The 19,053-nt window shown below is 62.9% G+C and carries 22 protein-coding genes; 19 read left to right on the top strand and 3 right to left on the bottom strand.

Annotated elements, in window-relative coordinates; all coding sequences use genetic code 11:
- Genes LHFGNBLO_RS07120 through LHFGNBLO_RS07110 form a run of 3 tightly spaced genes read left to right on the top strand, consistent with a single transcriptional unit; the run spans position 1 to position 1,195 of the window.
- A complete protein-coding gene (locus LHFGNBLO_RS07120) occupies positions 1-255 on the top strand; it encodes a DUF1272 domain-containing protein (protein ID WP_258605474.1) in 255 nt (84 codons plus the stop codon).
- A 32-nt stretch (positions 256-287) separates the two neighbouring features.
- Positions 288-881 carry a HupE/UreJ family protein gene (locus LHFGNBLO_RS07115; RefSeq protein ID WP_258605473.1) on the top strand — a complete coding sequence of 198 codons (594 nt, stop codon included), beginning with the start codon at positions 288-290 and terminating at the stop codon, positions 879-881.
- Between the two features lie 8 nt (positions 882-889).
- Complete coding sequence (locus LHFGNBLO_RS07110; protein WP_258605471.1) at positions 890-1,195, top strand: urease subunit beta; 306 nt, start codon at positions 890-892, stop codon at positions 1,193-1,195.
- Between the two features lie 86 nt (positions 1,196-1,281).
- Here the strand turns inward: LHFGNBLO_RS07110 and LHFGNBLO_RS07105 are convergent, their stop codons facing one another.
- Positions 1,282-1,779: a hypothetical protein gene (locus LHFGNBLO_RS07105; protein WP_258605469.1), complete on the bottom strand. Its 498-nt coding sequence runs from the start codon at positions 1,777-1,779 to the stop codon at positions 1,282-1,284.
- Between the two features lie 126 nt (positions 1,780-1,905).
- Complete coding sequence (locus tag LHFGNBLO_RS07100; protein WP_258605468.1) at positions 1,906-2,283, bottom strand: hypothetical protein; 378 nt, start codon at positions 2,281-2,283, stop codon at positions 1,906-1,908.
- A 164-nt stretch (positions 2,284-2,447) separates the two neighbouring features.
- Here LHFGNBLO_RS07100 and ureC point away from each other — a divergent pair, with 164 nt between their 5' ends.
- The 8 genes from ureC to LHFGNBLO_RS07060 all read left to right on the top strand — a co-directional run bounded on the left by ureC (position 2,448) and on the right by LHFGNBLO_RS07060 (position 9,075).
- The gene (gene ureC / locus LHFGNBLO_RS07095; RefSeq protein WP_413774669.1) at positions 2,448-4,160 is read left to right on the top strand and encodes an urease subunit alpha; all 1,713 of its coding nucleotides are present in this window, start codon (positions 2,448-2,450) and stop codon (positions 4,158-4,160) included.
- Positions 4,161-4,629: 469 nt separating this feature from the next.
- Positions 4,630-5,223, top strand: a complete 594-nt coding sequence (locus LHFGNBLO_RS07090; protein WP_258605466.1) for a hypothetical protein — start codon at positions 4,630-4,632, stop codon at positions 5,221-5,223.
- Positions 5,224-5,281: 58 nt separating this feature from the next.
- Positions 5,282-5,887 carry a glutathione S-transferase family protein gene (locus tag LHFGNBLO_RS07085; RefSeq protein WP_258605464.1) on the top strand — a complete coding sequence of 202 codons (606 nt, stop codon included), beginning with the start codon at positions 5,282-5,284 and terminating at the stop codon, positions 5,885-5,887.
- Positions 5,884-6,474 (top strand): urease accessory protein UreE, encoded by a 591-nt coding sequence (locus LHFGNBLO_RS07080; RefSeq protein WP_258605463.1) that lies wholly within the window; start codon positions 5,884-5,886, stop codon positions 6,472-6,474. Before LHFGNBLO_RS07085 ends, LHFGNBLO_RS07080 begins: the two co-directional genes overlap by 4 nt.
- The gene (locus tag LHFGNBLO_RS07075) at positions 6,467-7,138 is read left to right on the top strand and encodes an urease accessory protein UreF (RefSeq protein WP_258605461.1); all 672 of its coding nucleotides are present in this window, start codon (positions 6,467-6,469) and stop codon (positions 7,136-7,138) included. The genes LHFGNBLO_RS07080 and LHFGNBLO_RS07075 overlap by 8 nt, the downstream gene beginning before the upstream one ends.
- Positions 7,135-7,575 (top strand): DUF3995 domain-containing protein, encoded by a 441-nt coding sequence (locus LHFGNBLO_RS07070; RefSeq protein ID WP_258605460.1) that lies wholly within the window; start codon positions 7,135-7,137, stop codon positions 7,573-7,575. The genes LHFGNBLO_RS07075 and LHFGNBLO_RS07070 overlap by 4 nt, the downstream gene beginning before the upstream one ends.
- Positions 7,572-8,204 (top strand): urease accessory protein UreG, encoded by a 633-nt coding sequence (gene ureG, locus LHFGNBLO_RS07065; RefSeq protein ID WP_258605459.1) that lies wholly within the window; start codon positions 7,572-7,574, stop codon positions 8,202-8,204. Before LHFGNBLO_RS07070 ends, ureG begins: the two co-directional genes overlap by 4 nt.
- Positions 8,205-8,307: 103 nt before the next feature.
- Complete coding sequence (locus tag LHFGNBLO_RS07060) at positions 8,308-9,075, top strand: class II aldolase and adducin N-terminal domain-containing protein (RefSeq protein WP_258605458.1); 768 nt, start codon at positions 8,308-8,310, stop codon at positions 9,073-9,075.
- Positions 9,076-9,159: 84 nt separating this feature from the next.
- Here LHFGNBLO_RS07060 and LHFGNBLO_RS07055 read toward each other — a convergent pair whose 3' ends face one another.
- Positions 9,160-9,792, bottom strand: a complete 633-nt coding sequence (locus LHFGNBLO_RS07055) for an HAD family hydrolase (RefSeq protein ID WP_258605457.1) — start codon at positions 9,790-9,792, stop codon at positions 9,160-9,162.
- Positions 9,793-10,007: 215 nt separating this feature from the next.
- Here LHFGNBLO_RS07055 and LHFGNBLO_RS07050 point away from each other — a divergent pair, with 215 nt between their 5' ends.
- The 8 genes from LHFGNBLO_RS07050 (at position 10,008) to LHFGNBLO_RS07010 (ending at position 19,051) form a co-directional block, all read left to right on the top strand.
- Positions 10,008-10,967 carry a sugar-binding transcriptional regulator gene (locus LHFGNBLO_RS07050; protein WP_258605455.1) on the top strand — a complete coding sequence of 320 codons (960 nt, stop codon included), beginning with the start codon at positions 10,008-10,010 and terminating at the stop codon, positions 10,965-10,967.
- 401 nt (positions 10,968-11,368) lie between these two features.
- A complete protein-coding gene (gene gcvA / locus LHFGNBLO_RS07040; RefSeq protein ID WP_258605452.1) occupies positions 11,369-12,277 on the top strand; it encodes a transcriptional regulator GcvA in 909 nt (302 codons plus the stop codon).
- A gap of 222 nt (positions 12,278-12,499) precedes the next feature.
- Positions 12,500-13,810 carry an ABC transporter substrate-binding protein gene (locus LHFGNBLO_RS07035; protein WP_258605450.1) on the top strand — a complete coding sequence of 437 codons (1,311 nt, stop codon included), beginning with the start codon at positions 12,500-12,502 and terminating at the stop codon, positions 13,808-13,810.
- Between the two features lie 143 nt (positions 13,811-13,953).
- Positions 13,954-14,826, top strand: a complete 873-nt coding sequence (locus LHFGNBLO_RS07030) for a carbohydrate ABC transporter permease (RefSeq protein ID WP_258605449.1) — start codon at positions 13,954-13,956, stop codon at positions 14,824-14,826.
- A gap of 11 nt (positions 14,827-14,837) precedes the next feature.
- Positions 14,838-15,662 (top strand): carbohydrate ABC transporter permease, encoded by an 825-nt coding sequence (locus tag LHFGNBLO_RS07025; protein WP_258605447.1) that lies wholly within the window; start codon positions 14,838-14,840, stop codon positions 15,660-15,662.
- A gap of 52 nt (positions 15,663-15,714) precedes the next feature.
- Positions 15,715-16,719 carry an ABC transporter ATP-binding protein gene (locus LHFGNBLO_RS07020; protein ID WP_258605445.1) on the top strand — a complete coding sequence of 335 codons (1,005 nt, stop codon included), beginning with the start codon at positions 15,715-15,717 and terminating at the stop codon, positions 16,717-16,719.
- Entirely contained in the window at positions 16,716-17,486 is a 771-nt protein-coding gene (locus tag LHFGNBLO_RS07015; protein WP_258605443.1) for an L-iditol 2-dehydrogenase, read from the top strand. Before LHFGNBLO_RS07020 ends, LHFGNBLO_RS07015 begins: the two co-directional genes overlap by 4 nt.
- An 86-nt stretch (positions 17,487-17,572) precedes the next feature.
- Positions 17,573-19,051, top strand: coding sequence for a mannitol dehydrogenase family protein (locus LHFGNBLO_RS07010; protein ID WP_258605441.1), 1,479 nt, complete (start codon positions 17,573-17,575; stop codon positions 19,049-19,051).
- Positions 19,052-19,053 lie beyond the last annotated feature (2 nt).

Here is a 19,053-nt window from a genome sequence, read left to right as displayed (position 1 = left end):
ATGCTGGAGCTGCGCCCCAACTGCGAATGTTGCGACAAGGATCTGCCGCCGGAGGCGACGGATGTGCTGATCTGCACCTTCGAGTGCACCTTTTGCGCCGATTGCGCGGAACATGTGCTGGGTGGCACCTGTCCCAATTGCGGCGGCAACTTTTCCGCGCGCCCGATCCGCCCGGCAGCGATGCTGAAAAAATATCCGGCCTCGACCAAACGCGTTCTCAAGGCCGAAGGCTGCGGCCCCCGCAAGGCCGCTTGAACTGAAGACGATTCTGAACGGAAGGCACCTCGATGATACCAGCTCCGATGAAACGAACCGCCTTCTCGGCGATCCTGCTTCTGGTCGCGGCAATGCCTGCCTATGCTCATGTCGGCGCTGGCGCGACCTCATCCCTGTCAGCCGGCTTCATGCACCCACTCTCCGGTCTCGACCATATGACGGTGATGATCGCCGTCGGCCTGTGGGCGGCGCTCAAGGGCGGTAAGGCGATATGGGCCTGGCCGCTCGCCTTTGTCGGCGTCATGTTGGTCGGCGGCGCGCTCGGCATGCTGCACGTGTCGGTGCCCTTCGTTGAACCCGGCATTCTGGCCTCCGTCGTCGCGCTCGGCCTGCTGGTCGCGCTTGCAGTCGACCTTCCGGTTTCGGCCGGTGTCGCCATAATCGGCCTGTTCGCGCTGTTCCACGGCCACGCCCATGGCACCGAGGTTCCCGAAAATGCCGGGGGGCTCGAATACATGGCCGGCTTTGCCGTCGCCACGGCGCTGCTCCATGCCATCGGCATCGCCGCCGGCCTCGGCCTAGGCATCAGGTTTCGTGGTCTTGCCCGCGCCGCTGGCGCGGCGTGTGCGGCGGTCGGTGTCAGCCTCGTCTTCGGCGTCTTGTGAGGGGCGAGATGATCCCGGGCGAAGTCATCACTGCAAGCGGCGACATCGAACTGAACAAGGGCCTGCCGACGCTCACCCTGAAAGTGGCCAATAGCGGCGACCGGCCGGTCCAGGTAGGCAGCCACTATCATTTCTTCGAGACCAATGAGGGGCTGAAGTTCGATCGCGACAGGGCGCGGGGCATGCGCCTGGACATCGCCGCCGGCACCGCCATGCGCTTCGAGCCTGGGCAGGAGCGCGACGTCACGCTGGTGCCGCTCGGCGGCAAGCGCGAGGTCTACGGATTTCAGCAAAAGATTATGGGCAAGCTGTGAGATCGACTGCGTCTAGTGCATGTCGCCCAAAAGTTCTTAACGGTTTAGGGGCAACGACATGCATGAAAACAAACAGTGCTCGCGGCTTAGTTCTGCGGCTTGGCGGCCGCATAGATGACGATTTTTCCCGGATCGTCGAATTCGACCGCGAGCACGTCCTCGGCATGCAGGCGGCGCGAGTCGATGGCGTTGAACAGCAATGCGTTCGCCTCGATCTCCTGGCGCAGTTCCGCGATGTCGTCCTGATGTTCCCTGACCTTGGTCTCGATCGCCGGCGGCGGGCCACCTTCGCTGCGCGCCGCATCGGTAAGGAACACGATATCGACCTTGTCGAGCTTGGATGTCTTGCGCACCGTGCCGATGTTTTCGCGCGTCCGGTCGATCGCGGTGGTGACTTTGCTGGCTTCGGTAGCTGTCCGGGTCTCTTCCTGCCGAACCTCCGAGCCGATGATCCGGTTGACGGTTTCCGGGCTTTCGAGGCCCTGGGCGTTCAGCGCGGCGTGAGGAACGCTCGCCGCAAGAAACGCAGCCGCGGCAATCGCATGCAGCCATCCGGCATCGGGGGAGGAGGTGGTGATCGTCATTACTCGCTCTTGGGAGCCTTTTCGAGGCTCGTTTCAGCACTAGGCAACCGAAACGAATCCGGCCCGGCGAAGGTTCCCTCCTCGCTGCGGCGGGCGGACCGGACGCCGGTCCGCCGCAGCCTATCGTCAGCTCGCTTTCTTGGTGATCAAGGTCAGCGCGCCGTTGGGGTTCATGCTGGCGGCGATCACCTGTGCCGAGGTGAGCCCCTTGGCTTCGAGCGCGGACTTGACCTGGGGCGTCGCGTCGATCGAGCCGCGCAGTTTCTGCAAACCGTCCTCGCCGCGATTGGCGATCACTTCATTGACCTTCGCCTGCGTGGCCGCGGGCAGTTCCTTGATGTCGACGATGTTGATGGTCTGAATGCTTGGCGCCGCCGACGGAGCGCTGGGCGCCGTGGGAGCGGGGGCGGCCGGCGGCTGTTGCGGCGCAGGCTGTTGCTGGGCGCTGGCGGCTGTCGCGAGCATCAGGCTGGCAGTCGCTGCAAGAAGGATCGTTTTGCGCATGGTTCTTCCTTTTCATTGATTGGCGGACGGTCGATTTGGGGAGGCCCTTCCACCTCAATCGGTAAATGGGATCGCAAGGTGTCGCTCAGCGGGTCATTGCTTGACCATAGGATGGCGACAATGTGGGACCCGGCATCTCAGCCGCATTTCGGGAGCAATTGCTGATGGCTAGAATTACCCGCGCTGCCTATGCGCAGATGTACGGCCCGACGGTCGGCGACAAGGTGCGGCTGGCCGACACCGAACTGTTCATCGAGGTCGAGAAGGATCTTACCATTCACGGCGAGGAGGTGAAATTCGGGGGCGGCAAGGTCATCCGCGACGGCATGGGCCAGAGCCAGGTGTCGCGCGCGCAAGGCGCGGTCGATACCGTCATCACCAATGCGCTGGTCATCGACGCCACCGGCGGCATCTTCAAGGCCGATATCGGCCTCAAGGACGGGCGCATTGCCGCCATCGGCAAGGCCGGCAATCCGGATATGCAGAACGGTGTCACCATCATCATCGGCCCCGGCACCGAGATCATCGCCGGCGAAGGCAAGATCCTCACCGCCGGCGGCTTCGACGCGCATATCCATTTCATCTGCCCGCAGCAGATCGAGGAAGCGCTGATGAGCGGCATCACCACCATGCTCGGCGGCGGCACCGGCCCGGCGCATGGCACGCTGGCGACCACCTGCACGCCCGGGCCCTGGCATATGGCGCGGATGATCCAGTCCTTCGACGCCTTCCCGATGAACATCGGCCTGTCAGGCAAGGGCAACGCGTCCTTGCCCGCCGCTCTCGAAGAAATCGTGCTGGGCGGCGCCTGTTCGCTGAAGCTGCACGAGGACTGGGGCACGACGCCCGCCGCCATCGATTGCTGCCTGTCGGTCGCCGACGACTACGACGTGCAGGTGATGATCCACACCGACACGCTGAACGAGTCGGGCTTTGTCGAAAACACGGTCGCCGCCATCAAGGGCCGCACCATCCACGCCTTCCACACCGAAGGCGCCGGCGGCGGCCACGCGCCCGACATCATCAAAGTCTGCGGCCTGCCCAATGTCATTCCGTCGTCGACCAATCCGACCAGGCCCTATACGGTCAACACGCTGGCCGAGCATCTCGACATGCTGATGGTCTGCCATCATCTGTCACCGTCGATCCCCGAAGACATCGCCTTCGCCGAAAGCCGCATCCGCAAGGAAACGATCGCCGCCGAAGACATTCTGCACGACATCGGCGCCTTCTCGATCATCTCGTCGGACTCGCAGGCCATGGGCCGCGTCGGCGAGGTTGCGATCCGCACCTGGCAGACCGCCGACAAGATGAAGCGCCAGCGCGGGTCGCTGCCGCAGGAGACCGGCAACAACGACAATTTCCGTGTCCGTCGCTACATCGCCAAATACACCATCAATCCGGCCATCGCACATGGCCTGTCGAAGGACATCGGTTCGATCGCGGTCGGCAAGCGTGCCGACCTCGTGCTGTGGAACCCGGCTTTCTTCGGCGTCAAACCGGACATGGTCTTGCTCGGTGGCATGATCGCGGCCGCTCCGATGGGCGACCCCAACGCCTCGATCCCGACGCCGCAGCCGATGCACTACCGGCCGATGTTCGGCGCCTATGGCAAGGCCAGGACCAATTCGTCGGTGACTTTCGTCTCTAAGGCGGCGCTGGAGTCGGGGCTGCATGGCAGGCTTGGCGTCGACAAGCAGTTCGTCGCGGTCGAAAACACCCGTGGTGGCATCGGCAAGCATTCGATGGTGCTCAACGACGCCACGCCGCATGTCGAGGTCGATCCCGAAACCTACGAGGTCCGCGCCGACGGCGAATTGCTCACCTGCGAGCCGGCCACCGTGCTGCCGATGGCACAACGGTATTTTCTGTTTTGAACAGAATGGTTTGTCTTGGCAATCACTCGGCACGCAAAACGGTCGTGGCAGTTCTTGCTGTGCTTGGTTGTCTCACTGGCTGCGCATATCTCACGAAGCCGGTTGCTTTTCGGGCCGAATACGCAAGCGTGAAATCCGAAGCGGAACGCAGGTTCCCGTATGGTTCAGACGCAGCTGCTTTTGAGACCTGGTTTGCCGGCAAGTCGGCGTCAAAGCTGGTGAACAGCAATCCATCCTTGTCGAGTTCGTATCCGGGTGGCGGCCAATGCGAACCTCGGATAATGCGACTGCAACGCGTCGAAGGTTGCATGAACATCATGACCGCGGACTACTGCGTGGACGCAGAAGGCAAGATCGCAAAGCTGACGTTCTCAGATTCAGGCCACTGCTAGCATCGCGCCAAAGCCGTTGCGAGCCGTAACAGGACGCCCCAATATGCGGTTCATGAGAAGCAGCGTTGTGATCTAGTATGGCCACCGAAATACCCTCTCCCCACGACATCTTCCCGCATATCCGCATCGTCATGGGCATGGTGATCGGTCTCGGCGTTACGCGCCTGCTGTCGGGACTGGCACGCATTGTCCAGCATCCCGGCCAGTACCGGCTCTATCCCGTGCATCTGGCCTGGGTCGCTTCGGTGCTGCTGATGCTGGTGCATTTCTGGTGGTGGGAGTTCGGCCTCTATGCCATCGAGACCTGGACCTTCGGCAAATACCTGTTCATCATTTTCTACGCCATCATGCTGTTCCTGCTGTGCGCGCTACTGTTTCCGGACTCTATGTTGGATTACACTGGCTACGAGGATTTCTTCTATTCGCGCCGTGCCTGGTTCTTCGGCCTGCTGGGCGCCACCTATCTGCTCGATGTGGTCGACACGTTGCTGAAGGGGCCGGAGCATTTCGCCCATTTTGGCAACGAGTACCTGATCCGCACGCCGGTTTTCGTCGCGCTCTGCATTGTCGCCATCCTGGTGCGCGACCGCCGCTTTCACATTGCCTTCATCGCCGGCACGCTGATTTATCAGGTATCGTTCATCCTGCGGCTCTTCGACACGATCGTATGACCGGCATTGGGCTGATGTTAGGGATGGTCTAGGTTTCTCGGGAAAGGCAGGTTTACGCATGTACAAGGCCGTCGGATCGCGCGGTTCCCGGGTCAGCCGTGTTCTCTGGATGCTCGAGGAACTCGGGCAGCCCTATGAATTCGTCGAGGTCAAATTGCGTTCGCCGGAAGCCTATGCGCTGAACCCGTCCGGCAAGGTGCCGATCCTGATCGATGGCGAGCTCAAGCTGACGGATTCGGCGGCGATCTGCGCCTATCTCGGCGAAAAGCATGCCGACAAGGGTATGGGCGCCAACCCTGGGCTCGCCGGCCGCGCCGAGATGGATTCCTGGATGCATTTTGCCCAATCGGAATTCGAGGCGCCGCTCTGGAACAAAGTGCGCCACCGCTTCCTGCTGCCGAAGGAGCTGCGGGTCGATGTCGGCCCTGCCGCGGCGCATGACTTCGCCTCCGAGGTCAAGGCGTTGGACCGCCGGCTTGGCGAAAACCCCTTTGCGCTGGGCGATCGCTTTTCCGCCGTCGACGTGCTGCTCGGGGATATGGGCAGTTGGGCGCGCGCCGGCCGGTTCCCGGTCGAATCCGATCGCGTCAGCGCCTATTTCGACCGCGTTCTGGCGCGGCCCGCCCGCGCCCGCGCGCAGGCCAATGGAGGTTCCCTTAGATGAAGCTCGATATCCGCACCGACTTCACCAAGTTCCCGCGCGCCGTCTCCGTCCTTACGGCCGGCGAGGCCGGAGCCACCACACCGTACGATCGTGCCGTGCTTGCCCATGACGAGCGGCATCTGCGCCGCCGGGCGATCGAACTTGCAAGTGGCGACAAGGTTCTGGTCGACTTGCCACAACCGGTGGCCTTGAACGACGGTGACCGGCTGGTGCTGGAGGATGGCCGCCACATAGAGATCGTTGCGGCTGAGGAACCGCTCTACGATATCCGCGCCAGCAGCGCCGTGCATCTGTCCGAACTCGCCTGGCATATCGGCAATCGTCATCTCGCAGCAAGCATCGGGGCCGGGCGCATCCTCATTCTGCGCGATCATGTCATCAAGGCGATGCTGGAGGGGCTCGGCGCCACGGTCAAGGACGTCTCCGAACCGTTCAAGCCGGTGCGCGGTGCCTATTCCGGGCACGGCCATGACCACGGTCATTCACACGCGGCGGCGCACAGCCACGCGGAGGCCCATTCTCACTCGCACAGCGAATCGCATTCTCATTCACATTCTCACGCCGGCCACCACCACGACCATGACTGACCAGCCTTCCAGTATCGCCTTGTTGCGGCTGATGGCGTGGCTGTCGCCGGCCTTTCCGGTCGGCGGCTTTTCCTACAGCCACGGCCTCGAGCGCGCCGTGCATGACGGACTGGTGGCCGACGGCGAAAGCCTCGCCGCGTGGCTGGAGACGTTGGTCGAGATGGGCTCGGGCTGGAACGATGCCGTGCTGTTTGCCGAAAGCTGGCGTCGAGCCCGTGACACCGGTGATCTCGACGAGATCGCCGCGCTCGTCGAGGCGCTTGCCGGCTCTCGCGAGCGCCACATGGAGACCATGCTGCAAGGTGCGGCCTTCCTCAAGGCGGCGGCGGCGTGGCCCAATCCAGTTCTGCAATGCCTGCCGGCCGAATGCGCCTATTGCGTCGCCGTCGGCGCCGTCGCCGGCGGCAATGCAATCGCCTTGCAGGACGCGCTGTCGGCCTTCCTGCAGGCCTTCTTCTCCAACCTCGTCCAGGCTGCAATCAGGCTTGGCGTCGTCGGCCAGACCGACGCCACCGCGCTGCTCGCCGGCTTCGAGCCGCTGGCCCTATCGACCGCCGCTCGCGCCGCGGGCTCGACCCTTGACGATCTCGGCGGCTGCGCATTCGTCTCGGACATCATGGCGATGAAGCACGAAACCCAATATTCCAGGCTGTTCCGCTCATGATCGTCCTCGCCTTCGCACTTTCCTTTGTCCTGCTGCTGATCACCACGCTGCATGTCTATTGGGGCATCGGCGGCATCTGGCCGGGCAGGGACGCTGCCTCTTGCGCTCGCACCGTGGTCGGCTTTCGCGGCGTCGACGAGATGCCGACGCCCTTCGCCTGCTTTGCCGTTTCCGCCTGCCTTGGCCTGGCGACGCTGTGGCCGATGGCGCTAGAAGGCATCTTTGCCACGCCCTTTCCCAAGGCTGGGCTCGCTGCCACCTCGCTGCTCATCGCCCTGGTTTTCCTCGGGCGCGGCATTGCCGGCTTCACCCCATGGTGGCGCCGGCTGGCGCCCGAACAGCCTTTCGCGCGGCTTGATGTCAGCTATTATTCGCCGCTCTGCCTGTTGATCGGGCTTGGCTTCGCCACCCTTGCCATCACGGAGTTTTCCACATGACACAAGCCAACGGTCCCCTGCGCATCGGCATCGGCGGTCCCGTCGGCTCCGGCAAGACGACGCTCACCGAAAAGCTCTGCAAGGCGCTGCGCGACGAGTTTTCCATCGCCGTCGTCACCAACGACATCTATACCAAGGAAGACGCCATGATGCTGGCACGGCTTCAGGCGCTGCCCGAGGATCGCATCATGGGCGTCGAGACGGGTGGTTGCCCGCACACGGCCATCCGCGAAGACGCCTCGATCAATCTGCAGGCGATCGCCGAGATGAACCGGAAGTTTCCCGACCTCGACATCGTCTTCATCGAATCCGGCGGCGACAACCTTGCCGCCACCTTCTCGCCGGATCTCGCAGACCTGACGCTCTATGTCATCTCGGTCTGCCAGGGCGAGGAAATCCCGCGCAAGGGCGGACCGGCCATCACCCGCTCCGACTTCCTGGTCATCAACAAGAGCGATCTGGCGCCCTATGTGAACGTCAATCTCGAAGTCATGGAGAGCGACGCCGGCCGCATGCGCGGCAAGCGGCCGTTCGGCTTCACCGATCTGTCGCGCGGCAAGGGGCTGCAAGAGGTGATCAACTTCATCGTCGAGCATGGTGGGCTTCGCGCGGCGCGGTCGGCCGCCTGACGCTTGACGGTGCGAGGAGGTAGTTCGTCCCCTGCACCAAACGAAACCGGTTGCACGCATGTCCGCCTCGCGGCATCCTTGCTTCTTTGACGGAGTTTTTTCGATGAGCATCGCCCGGCTGCAGAAGGAAACGCTGACCAACCTGCCCTTCTACGAAGAGCGCGTCGATCTCGCCGCTGCCTTCCGCTGGACGGCGCGGCTCAACATGCACGAAGCGGTGGCCAATCATTTCTCGCTGGCGGTCAATGACGACGGCACAAGGTTCCTGATGAACCCCAACCAGGTGCATTTCTCGCGCATCAAGGCGAGCGACCTGCTGCTGATCGACGCCAACGATCCCGATACGCTCTCCGGTCCCGATGCACCCGATCCGACGGCGTGGGGCCTGCACAGTGCCATCCATCGCAATGTGCGCCATGCGCGCTGTGTCATGCATGTGCATTCGGTCCACGCCACCGTGCTCGCCTCGCTGGCGGATTCGCGGCTGCCGCCGATAGACCAGAACTCGGCGATCTTCTTCAATCGCCATGTCGTCGACGGCCACTATGGCGGGCTGGCCTTCGAGGAAGAGGGCGAGCGCTGCTCGCAACTGCTTGTCGATCCCAAGGTCAAGGTGATGGTGATGGGCAATCACGGCGTGCTGGTCATCGGCGATTCCGTCGCCGACACCTTCAACCGCATGTTCTATTTCGAACGCGCCGCCGAAACCTACATCAAGGCGCTGTGGACCGGCCGGCCACTGCGCGTGCTTTCCGACGAGATCGCCGAGAAGGCAGCGCTCGAACAGGAAGACTATCCCGGCCAGGCCGAGCGCCATCTCAGCGAATTGAAGGCGATCCTCGACGAGCAGGAGCCGGTCTACCGGAACTGATCGAGTTTACCCCTCTCGCCGTCACTATACGGGGAGAAGGTGCCGGCAGGCGGATGAGGGGCAGCACCCACGTGGCCAGTTTCCTCAGAGTCCCAACTCAGTCCGCAACTCTTCAGCACGATTGACAACAATTGCACCCGGCGGCCCTTCCATCGGCGCCTCCGGCCAGAAGATCGTCTTCATCCCGGCCGCTACCCCGGCCATGGCGCCCGTTCGGCTGTCGTCGACCGCGACCGCTTCAGAGGGGTCGACGCCGGCCAGCCAGGCGGCCCGCAGGAAGGGTTCTGGATGCGGCTTGCCTTCGTGCACGTCGTTGCGGCTGATGGTCCTCATGCCGGGATAGATGAGGCCGACCGCGCGCAGATTGGCGTCGACGATCAGCCGGTCGGAATTCGACACCACCGCTTGCGCCACGCCCCGTTCCCGCAATTCGTTGAAGATCTCGATCGCACCCGGGCGCGGCGTCAGCGTCTCGGCCATCGGCAGGTAATGATCGTATTTGCGCACGATCCAGTCGTCGAACGGCAGGTCCAGCCCGAACTCCTCGCGCAGCATCTCGTAGACCGGCCATGCGGCAATGCCGAGAACCCGCTCATGCAGATTGCTCGGCGGCGCGATGCCGACGCTGTGTAGAGCCGCCACCAGCGCCGCTTCGTGCAGCGGTTCGCTGTCGACCAGCGTTCCGTCCATGTCCCAGAAAACCGCTTTCGGCGTCATGCGAGAATCCCTCTTTCGATCCCCTTAAAGCGTTTGTGTCCTGAGATAAACCATCGAGCCCGTTATTCCCGACGCTGGGGGGCGATTGCCTCATCGAAGGCCTCGAAAGGGTGCAAGCAATTGCTCTGACGATAGACAATTGCGCGCAAGCGCGTTCCCTGCAAGACTATGGCGGCTCCGCCGCGGGTGCTTGGCGGGCTTTGGAGGCAGGAAACTTGAATTCCCGGCAGGACAGCGGCAGCAACAGGCTGGACGACGCGGCGCGCGCGGGCTGGCTTTATTATGTTGCGGGCAACACGCAGGATCAGATCGCCTCGACGCTCGGCATTTCCAGGCAGACGGCGCAGCGGCTGGTGTCGCTGGCGGTGTCGGAAGGGCTGATCAAGGTGCGCGTCGATCACCCGATCGCCAATTGCCTCGACCTCTCGGCACGGCTGAAATCGCGCTTCGCGCTCGATCTGGTCGAAGTGGTGCCGAGCGATCCGGCTTCGTCCTCAACCACCATCGGTATCGCCGAAGCGGCGGCCGCCGAGATCGAGCGGCGGCTGCGCTCGCCGACCCCGATCGTCATGGCGATCGGTACCGGCCGTACGCTGAAGGCGGCGATCGAGCAGCTGCCGCCGATGGAGTGCCCGCAGCACAAGGTGGTGTCGCTGACCGGCAACATTTCCCCCGACGGCTCGGCCGCCTTCTACAACGTCATCTTCACCATGGCCGACAGGGTCAAGGCGCGCTCCTTCCCGATGCCGTTGCCGGTCATCGCCTCCTCGCCGGAAGAGCGCGAGATGCTGCTCAACCAGCCGATGATCCAGCCGACGCTGGCGCTCGCGGCAGAGGCCGACGTCACCTTCGTCGGCATCGGCGATCTCGGCCCGAAGGCGCCGCTCTACGAGGACGGTTTCATTTCGGAGAGCGAACTGAAGGCGTTGCAGAAGGCGGGCGGCGTCGCCGAAATCGTCGGCTGGGTGTTCGACCGCGAGGGCCGGATGATCGACGGCATCACCAACGACCGGGTGTCGTCGGCGTCGCTGCCGTCGCGCGAGAAATCGCTGGTGATCGCGCTCGCCATGGGCGAACGGAAACTGCCGGGCATCCTTGCGGCCGTCAATCGGCGGCTGGTCAACGGCCTCATCACCGATGAGCGGACTGCCGCCGCGCTGTTGGCTGGCGCCTGACCCGAACCGCCGGTTTGGAAGGATCATGCGCGAAAATGGAGACGCAGCGTCCTTGCGTGTCCGCAGGGACAGGCGGCGCCGCATCTTGCGATAAGTTCAACAAGGCTATTTGCGCGGCCCGCAAGGATCGTTGCCGTCGAGAAAGCCCATGTCGCGCTGCAGGTGTGGCGGCAATTCCCGGATGTCGAGATAGGTCCGTCTCCGGGCCATTCTCTGTCCAAATGCAAGTGTCAGCCACGAAAACCAGCTGCGGCCTGGAGTTAGGATCAGTTTTTCCTGTACCGTGGTCATGATCGTCAGCCTCCGCTATGTCTGGACGAGAGTGATCGTCGACCCCGAATATCGGCAGGATCGGCCTCCGCTTCCAATCAAACGTCGATTACGGCCCATAAGGAGAGCTTATGCCTGATCTCAACCCCCGACAGATTTCCCAGCTCCCGCCACTGCAGGCGATCAGGGTGTTCGAGGCGGTGGCCCGGCATCTGTCCTTTACCAAAGCGGCCGAAGAGCTGGGCATGACGCAGGCGGCTGCGAGCTATCAGATCAAGCTGCTGGAGGAGCGCGTCGGCGGGCCGCTGTTCCTGCGCCGGCCAAGGCAGATCGTGCTGACCGATGCCGGGCAGCGCCTTGCGCCGGCGGTCAGCGAGGCGTTCGCACTGCTGAGCGGGGCCTATGCCGCCGCGCGCACCGGCGCCGATGGCCTGCTCTGTGTCTCGACGCTGCTGACCTTCGCCTCGAACTGGCTGGCGCAGCATCTCGGCTCATTCCAGCTCGCGCATCCCTCTCTGGCCGTCCGCCTCGACACGTCGAACCGCCTTGTCGACTTCGCTCGCGAGGATGTCGACATCGCCATTCGTTCGGGCGGTGGCAACTGGCCGGGCATGGAAGTGCACAAGCTTCTCGATGCCGATTTCACGCCAATGCTCAGTCCCAAACTGGCGGCCAGCATCGGTGGCGTGAAGGAGCCGGCCGATTTGTTGCGCCTGCCCATTCTCGATCCCAGCGATATCTGGTGGAGGGACTGGTTCGCGGCAGCCGGCGTGCAGTCCCACGATCTTGCCAGTCGTCCTGGCAGCAGCATGGGTGCGCAAGCCTACGAGGCCAATGCCGCCATCGCCGGCCAGGGCGTGGCCATCCTGACCAGGGCGCTGTTCAAGACCGAGCTTGCCGATGGCCGCCTCATCCAGCCCTTTGATCTCGTCGGAGACGACGGTCACGCCTACTGGCTGGTCTACCCTGAGGCGCGTCGCAACGTGCCCAAGATCCGTGCCTTTCGCGACTGGATCCTGGCCGAGATCGCGTGCCCATAGGGCGGATGATCCATCCAGGCCTGTAAGTTCAGGTCGCCGAACTCCGTCGTTCGCGCGACGGCGAGCCCTCCTCAAAACACCTCAAGCCGCCTGGTGCCGGATGCCGCGCGCCATCCCTCGTGCTGCGCTGCAGCAACGATTCCGGCTTGACATAATTAATGGCAGGTGAGTAATTGCTCACAGCCAAGGCAAATGCTCATCTTGGTATATGGGAGGAATTTGATGAAACTTCGCACGCTCACTTTGGGCCTGTTGTCGGCCAGCGCCCTAGCGTTCGCCGCTCACGCCGAATCCATCACCATCGCCACCGTCAACAATTCCGATATGGTCCGCATGCAGACGCTGACGGACGACTTCACCAAGGCGAACCCCGACATTACGCTCAACTGGGTCACGCTCGAAGAGAACGTGCTGCGCGAGCGTGTCACCACCGACATCGCCACCAAGGGCGGCCAGTACGATGTGATGACCATCGGCACCTATGAAGTTCCGATCTGGGCCAAGCAGAGCTGGCTGCTGCCGCTCGACAAGCTCGGCGACGACTACGACGCCAAGGACATCCTGCCGGCCATTGCCGGCGGTCTTTCGGTCGACGGCAAGCTCTATGCAGCTCCGTTCTACGGCGAGAGCTCCTTCGTCATGTACCGCAAGGATCTGATGGAGAAGGCCGGGCTGACCATGCCCGACGCGCCGACCTGGGACTTCATCAAGCAGGCCGCCGACAAGATGACCGACCGCGCCAATGGCGTGAACGGCGTCTGCCTGCGCGGCAAGGCCGGTTGGGGCGAAAACATGGCCTTCCTCACCGCCATGTCGAACTCCTTCGGCGCACGCTGGTTCGATGAGAACTGGAAGCCGCAGTTCGACCAGCCCGAATGGAAGGCCACGCTGCAGTTCTACGTCGACCTGATGAAGGCCGACGGCCCCGAGGGCGCCTCGTCCAACGGCTTCAACGAAAACCTGGCGCTGTTCCAGCAGGGCAAGTGCGGCATGTGGATCGATGCCACGGTCGCCGCATCCATGGTCTCCGACCCGAACAGCTCGAAGGTCGCCGACAAGGTTGGCTATGCGCTGGCGCCTGACAACGGTCTCGGCAAGCGCGGCAACTGGCTGTGGGCTTGGTCGCTGGCCATTCCTGCCGGCACGCAGAAGGGTGACGCGGCACAGAAGTTCGTGTCCTGGGCAACCAGCAAGCAATATTCCGAGCTCGTCGCTTCCAAGCTAGGCTGGGCCAGCGCTCCGCCCGGAACACGCACCTCGCTCTACGCCAATGCCGAGTACCAGAAGGCAGCCCCCTTCGCCAAGATGACGCTGGACTCGATCAACGCGGCCGACCCGACGCATCCGACCGTCAAGCCGGTGCCCTATGTCGGCGTCCAGTTCGTCGCCATCCCTGAATTCCAGGGTCTCGGCACCACGGTCGGCCAGCTCTTCTCGGCGGCACTCGCCGGCCAGTCGAGCGTCGATGATGCGCTCAAGCAGGCCCAGGACGCTGCCACGGCAACGATGACCGAAGGCGGTTATATCAAGTAAGGCTCCTCCCGGTGCCGAATGCCGGTTGCCCATCGTAGCCGGCAAAGGGGCCGCCCGAATCCCAGTTCGGGCGGCCACCTTCAAAATCCTGGAAATTCTGGCACAACTCTAAAAATCTGGCTGACCTTTGGAGGGTGACCGTCATGGCTACTCAGCAGACCCGCTCGCTTGCCCGCTTCATGATGGCGCCATCCGTGGTGCTGCTGTTCGTCTGGATGATTGTTCCGCTGGCAATCACCCTGTGGTTCTCCTTCCAGCAATACAATCCGCTCAACCCGATCCGTGATGGGTTCGTCGGCTTCTCGAACTACGCGCTGTTCTATTCCAACCCGGCTTTCCTGCAGTCGATCCTCAACACGCTTATCCTCGTGGGCAGCGTGCTTTTGATCACGGTGATCGGCGGCATCATGCTGGCGCTTCTGATCGATCAGCCGATGTGGGGACAGGGTATCGTCCGCATCCTCGTGATCTCGCCGTTCTTCGTCATGCCGCCCGTGGCAGCGCTGGTCTGGAAGAACATGATCATGCATCCGCAATACGGTGTCTTTGCCGACATTGCGCGCTTCTTCGGCGGGCAGCCGATCGATTGGTTCGGGCAGTATCCGCTGACTGCGATCATCATCATCGTCGCCTGGCAATGGCTGCCATTTGCGACGCTGATCCTGTTGACCGCCCTGCAGTCGCTTGACGGCGAGCAGAAGGAAGCCGCCGAGATGGACGGTGCCGGCTTCGTCAGCCGCTTCATCTATCTGACGCTGCCGCACATGTCGCGGGCCATCACAGTCGTCATACTGATCCAGACGATCTTCCTTCTGTCGGTCTATGCCGAGATCCTGGTCACCACCAATGGCGGCCCGGGCTACGCCTCCACCAACCTGCCTTTCCTCGTCTACCAGAAGGCACTGCTGGAGTTCAAAATCGGCCAGGCATCCGCCGGCGGTGTCATCGCCGTCATTCTCGCCAACATCGTCGCCTTCTTCGCCATGCGCGCGGTCGGCAAGAACCTGGACAAGTAAGGGAGGATACGATGGCACGTGCAGTCACCACCCAGCACAAGACAATCGCGACCGCGGCCGCCTGGATCGTCGCGTTGCTGATCTTCTTCCCGATCCTTTATACGATCATCACCTCGTTGAAGTCGGAGCAGGAGGCCATCCAGGGCTTCGCCTTGATCCCGTCGGGGACGTTTGAGAGCTATACCGAGGTCCAGGCGCAGAGCGGCTACTTCAAGTTCTTCTTCAACTCGGTGCTGCTCTCGGTCGGCTCGACCATCTTGGCCCTGATCGTTGCGGTTCCGGCTGCCTGGTCGATGGCATTCTCGCCGGGCAAGCGGACCAAGGACATCCTGATGTGGATGCTCTCCACCAAGATGATGCCGGCAGTGGCCGTGCTGTTCCCGATCTACCTGATCTTCCGCGACGCCGGACTGCTCGACAGCCGCATCGGCCTGATGGTCATGCTGATGCTGATCAACCTGCCGATCGTGATCTGGATGCTTTACACCTACTTCCGCGAGATCCCGGGCGAAATCCTGGAAGCGGCGCGCATGGACGGCGCTACCTTGTGGGGCGAGATCGTCTATGTGCTGACCCCGATGGCGGTGCCGGGCATCGCTTCGACGATGTTGCTCAACATCATCCTGGCGTGGAACGAAGCGTTCTGGACCATCCGCTTGACCACCACCGAGGCGGCGCCGCTGACGGCTTTCATCAGTTCGTTCTCCAGCCCGCAAGGCCTGTTCTGGGCCAAGCTTTCGGCGGCCTCGACGCTGGCGATCGCACCGATCCTGATCATGGGCTGGTTCAGCCAGAAGCAGCTGGTGCGCGGCCTGACGTTTGGCGCCGTGAAGTAACGGATACTGCCTGAAGCAATCGGCGAAAAATAACCCTTCGGGGGAGGAAACCATGGGAAACATCACACTCAAGAACGTCTCCAAGCACTTCGGTTCGACGGTCATCATTCCGGGCCTCGACCTGGTCATCGAGAACGGCGAGTTCGTCGTCTTCGTCGGTCCGTCGGGCTGCGGCAAGTCCACGCTGCTGCGCCTCATCGCCGGTCTCGAGGACACCAGCGGCGGCACCATCAACATCGATGGCCGCGACGTGACCGGCGAGGCGCCGGCCAAGCGCAAGCTGGCCATGGTGTTCCAGTCCTACGCGCTCTACCCGCATATGACGGTGGCCAAGAACATCGGCTTCCCACTGAAGATGGCCGGCGAGGACGTGGCGACGATCGACAAGAAGGTGAAGGACGCCGCCCGCGTCTTGAACCTCACCAACTATCTCGAACGCCGGCCCGGCCAGCTCTCCGGCGGCCAGCGCCAGCGCGTCGCCATCGGCCGCGCCATCGTGCGCCAGCCTTCGGCCTTCCTGTTCGACGAGCCGCTGTCCAACCTAGATGCAGCACTTCGCGGCACCATGCGCCTCGAGATCAGCGAACTGCACCACCAGCTCAAGACGACGATGATCTACGTCACCCACGACCAGATCGAAGCCATGACCATGGCCGACAAGATCGTCGTGCTCAACGCCGGCAACATCGAACAGGTCGGCTCGCCGATGGAACTCTACAAGTCGCCGAAGAACCTGTTCGTGGCGGGCTTCATCGGTTCGCCGAAGATGAACCTGATCGAGGGCGCGCCGGCCGGCAAATACGGCGCCAAGACCATCGGCATCCGTCCCGAGCACATGAACATTTCAACGACGGCAGGCGAATGGAAAGCCGTTGTCGGCGTCGCCGAACATCTCGGCTCCGACACGTTCTTGCACGTTCAGGCTGATGGCGCCGGTCCGTTGACGGTGCGTGCCGACGGCGAACTGGCCGTCCGTCACGGCGACACCATCTATCTGACGCCCGACAAGGTCAGGATGCATCGCTTCGGCGCCGACGGAAAGGCCATGGCGCAGTGAGGCTGAAAGGCAAATCGGCGCTGGTCACCGGATCGGCACGTGGCATCGGCAAGGCTTTCGCCGAAGCTTATGTGCGTGAGGGTGCTACAGTGGCGATTGCCGACATCAATCTGGCGGCTGCCGAAAAGGCCGCCGCGGAGATCGGCGCAAATGCCTATGCGGTCAAGCTCGACGTCACCGACCTCGCCTCGATCGAGGCGGCGGTCAAGGCGGTCGAGACAAAGACCGGCGGCCTCGACATACTGATCAACAATGCCGCGCTGTTCGACCTGGCGCCGATCGTCGAAATCACCAAGGCGAGCTACGACAAACTGTTTTCCGTCAATGTTGCCGGCACGCTGTTCATGCTGCAGGCGGCAAGCCGTTCGATGATTTCCCGGGGCAAGGGTGGCAAGATCATCAACATCGCGAGCCAGGCCGGACGGCGCGGTGAGCCGTTGGTCGGTGTCTATTGCGCCACCAAGGCCGCGGTCATCTCGCTCACCCAGTCGGCGGGGCTCGACCTGATCAAGCACCGCATCAACGTCAATGGCATCGCGCCCGGTGTCGTCGACAGCGACATGTGGGATGAGGTCGACGCGCTGTTCGCCAAATACGAGAACCGTCCGAAGGGCGAGAAGAAGAGACTGGTCGGCGAAGGCGTGCCTTACGGCCGCATGGGCAAGCCGGAGGACCTGACCGGCATGGCCGTGTTCCTGGCCAGCGATGACGCAGAATACATCGTCGCCCAGACCTACAATGTCGATGGCGGCCAGTGGATGAGTTGAGGGGGGAGGCGCTCTTCTCCCCGTCCCTCCGCGGGGAGAAGACGCCGGGATCACAAGGCCGGAGCTCGGCCAAAGGGTAAAAGCAGATGACCGTGAAACTCTCTTCTACCGTCCTTGCCAAGCTTCCTCCAAAAGTCGCCGGCCCGAAATACGATCGCGCCACGCTCAAGCCCGGCATCGTGCATTTCGGCGTCGGCAATTTCCATCGCTCGCACCAGGCCGTCTATCTCGACGATCTGTTCAATGCCGGCGTTGGTCATGACTGGGCGCTGATCGGCGCGGGCGTATTCGAGGGCGAGAAAATCGGCCGCGGCAAGCTTGCCGAGCAGGACTGGTTAACCACGGTGGTCGAACAGGATTCTGGCCATATGAGCGCCCGCGTCACCGGCGTCATGATCGATTTTCTGATGCCGGGCGATGCAGCTGGCATCATTGAACGGCTTGCCGATCCGGCGATAAAGATCGTTTCGCTGACCATCACCGAGGGCGGCTATTTCATCGATCCGGCGTCGGGCGTGTTCAACCCGACCCATCCCGACATCGTTGCGGACGCTCAACCTGGCGCGACGCCGAAGACCGTTTTCGGCCTCATCCTTGCGGGGCTGATCCGCCGCCGCGAAGACGGCATCGTGCCTTTCACCGTCATGTCCTGCGACAACATTCCTCACAACGGCCATGTCACTTCCGATGGCGTCGTGGGGCTGGCGCGGCTGATCGATGAGGATCTGGCAAACTGGGTGAGCGCGAAAGTTGCCTTTCCCAACGGCATGGTCGACCGCATCACGCCGGCCACTTCCGATCGTGAGCGTGGCATTCTCTCCAGCGAATTCGGTCTCGACGACAATTGGCCGGTGTTCTGCGAGCCGTTCAAGCAATGGGTGCTGGAGGATCATTTCACCGCCGGTCGGCCGCCGCTGGAAAAGGTCGGCGTGCAATTCGTCAGCGATGTCGCGCCCTACGAGCTGATGAAGATCCGCATCCTCAATGGCGGTCACGCCACCATCGCCTATCCAGCCGGGCTGATGGACATTCATTTCGTCCATGAGGCGATGCAGGAACCGCTGGTGCGCGGCTTTCTCGCCAAACTGGAGCGCGACGAGATCATCCCAACCGTGCCGCCGGTGCCGGACACCGTGCTGGAGGAATACTACCAGCTCATCGAGCGCCGCTTCTCCAACCCCAAGATCGGCGACACCATCCGGCGGCTTTGCCTCGACGGCTCCAACCGCCAGCCGAAATTCATCATTCCGACCATCGCCGACCGGCTGAAGGCCGGAAAGAGCGTCACCGGCCTGGCGCTGGAATCGGCACTCTGGTGCCGCTACTGCTTCGGCACGACCGATAGCGGCGCCGTCATCGAAGCCAACGATCCGAGCTGGGATAGGCTCCAGGCGATCGCGAAAACGGCGAAGGATGCGCCCGCCGCCTGGCTTGCCATGGAGGACATCTATGGCGATGTCGGCCGCTCGGCAGCGTTCGCCGACGCCTTCGCCCATGCGCTCAAGGTGCTGTGGGCGAGCGGAACCCGCGCGACGCTGACGCGCTATCTCGCAGGCAAGCTCTGAAG

Origin of the sequence: Mesorhizobium sp. AR10 (assembly GCF_024746795.1) — a bacterium.
In the GTDB taxonomy this organism is placed as follows: domain Bacteria; phylum Pseudomonadota; class Alphaproteobacteria; order Rhizobiales; family Rhizobiaceae; genus Mesorhizobium.
Note: the sequence above shows the minus strand (reverse complement) of the source record. Positions and strands in the feature narration are given on the sequence as shown.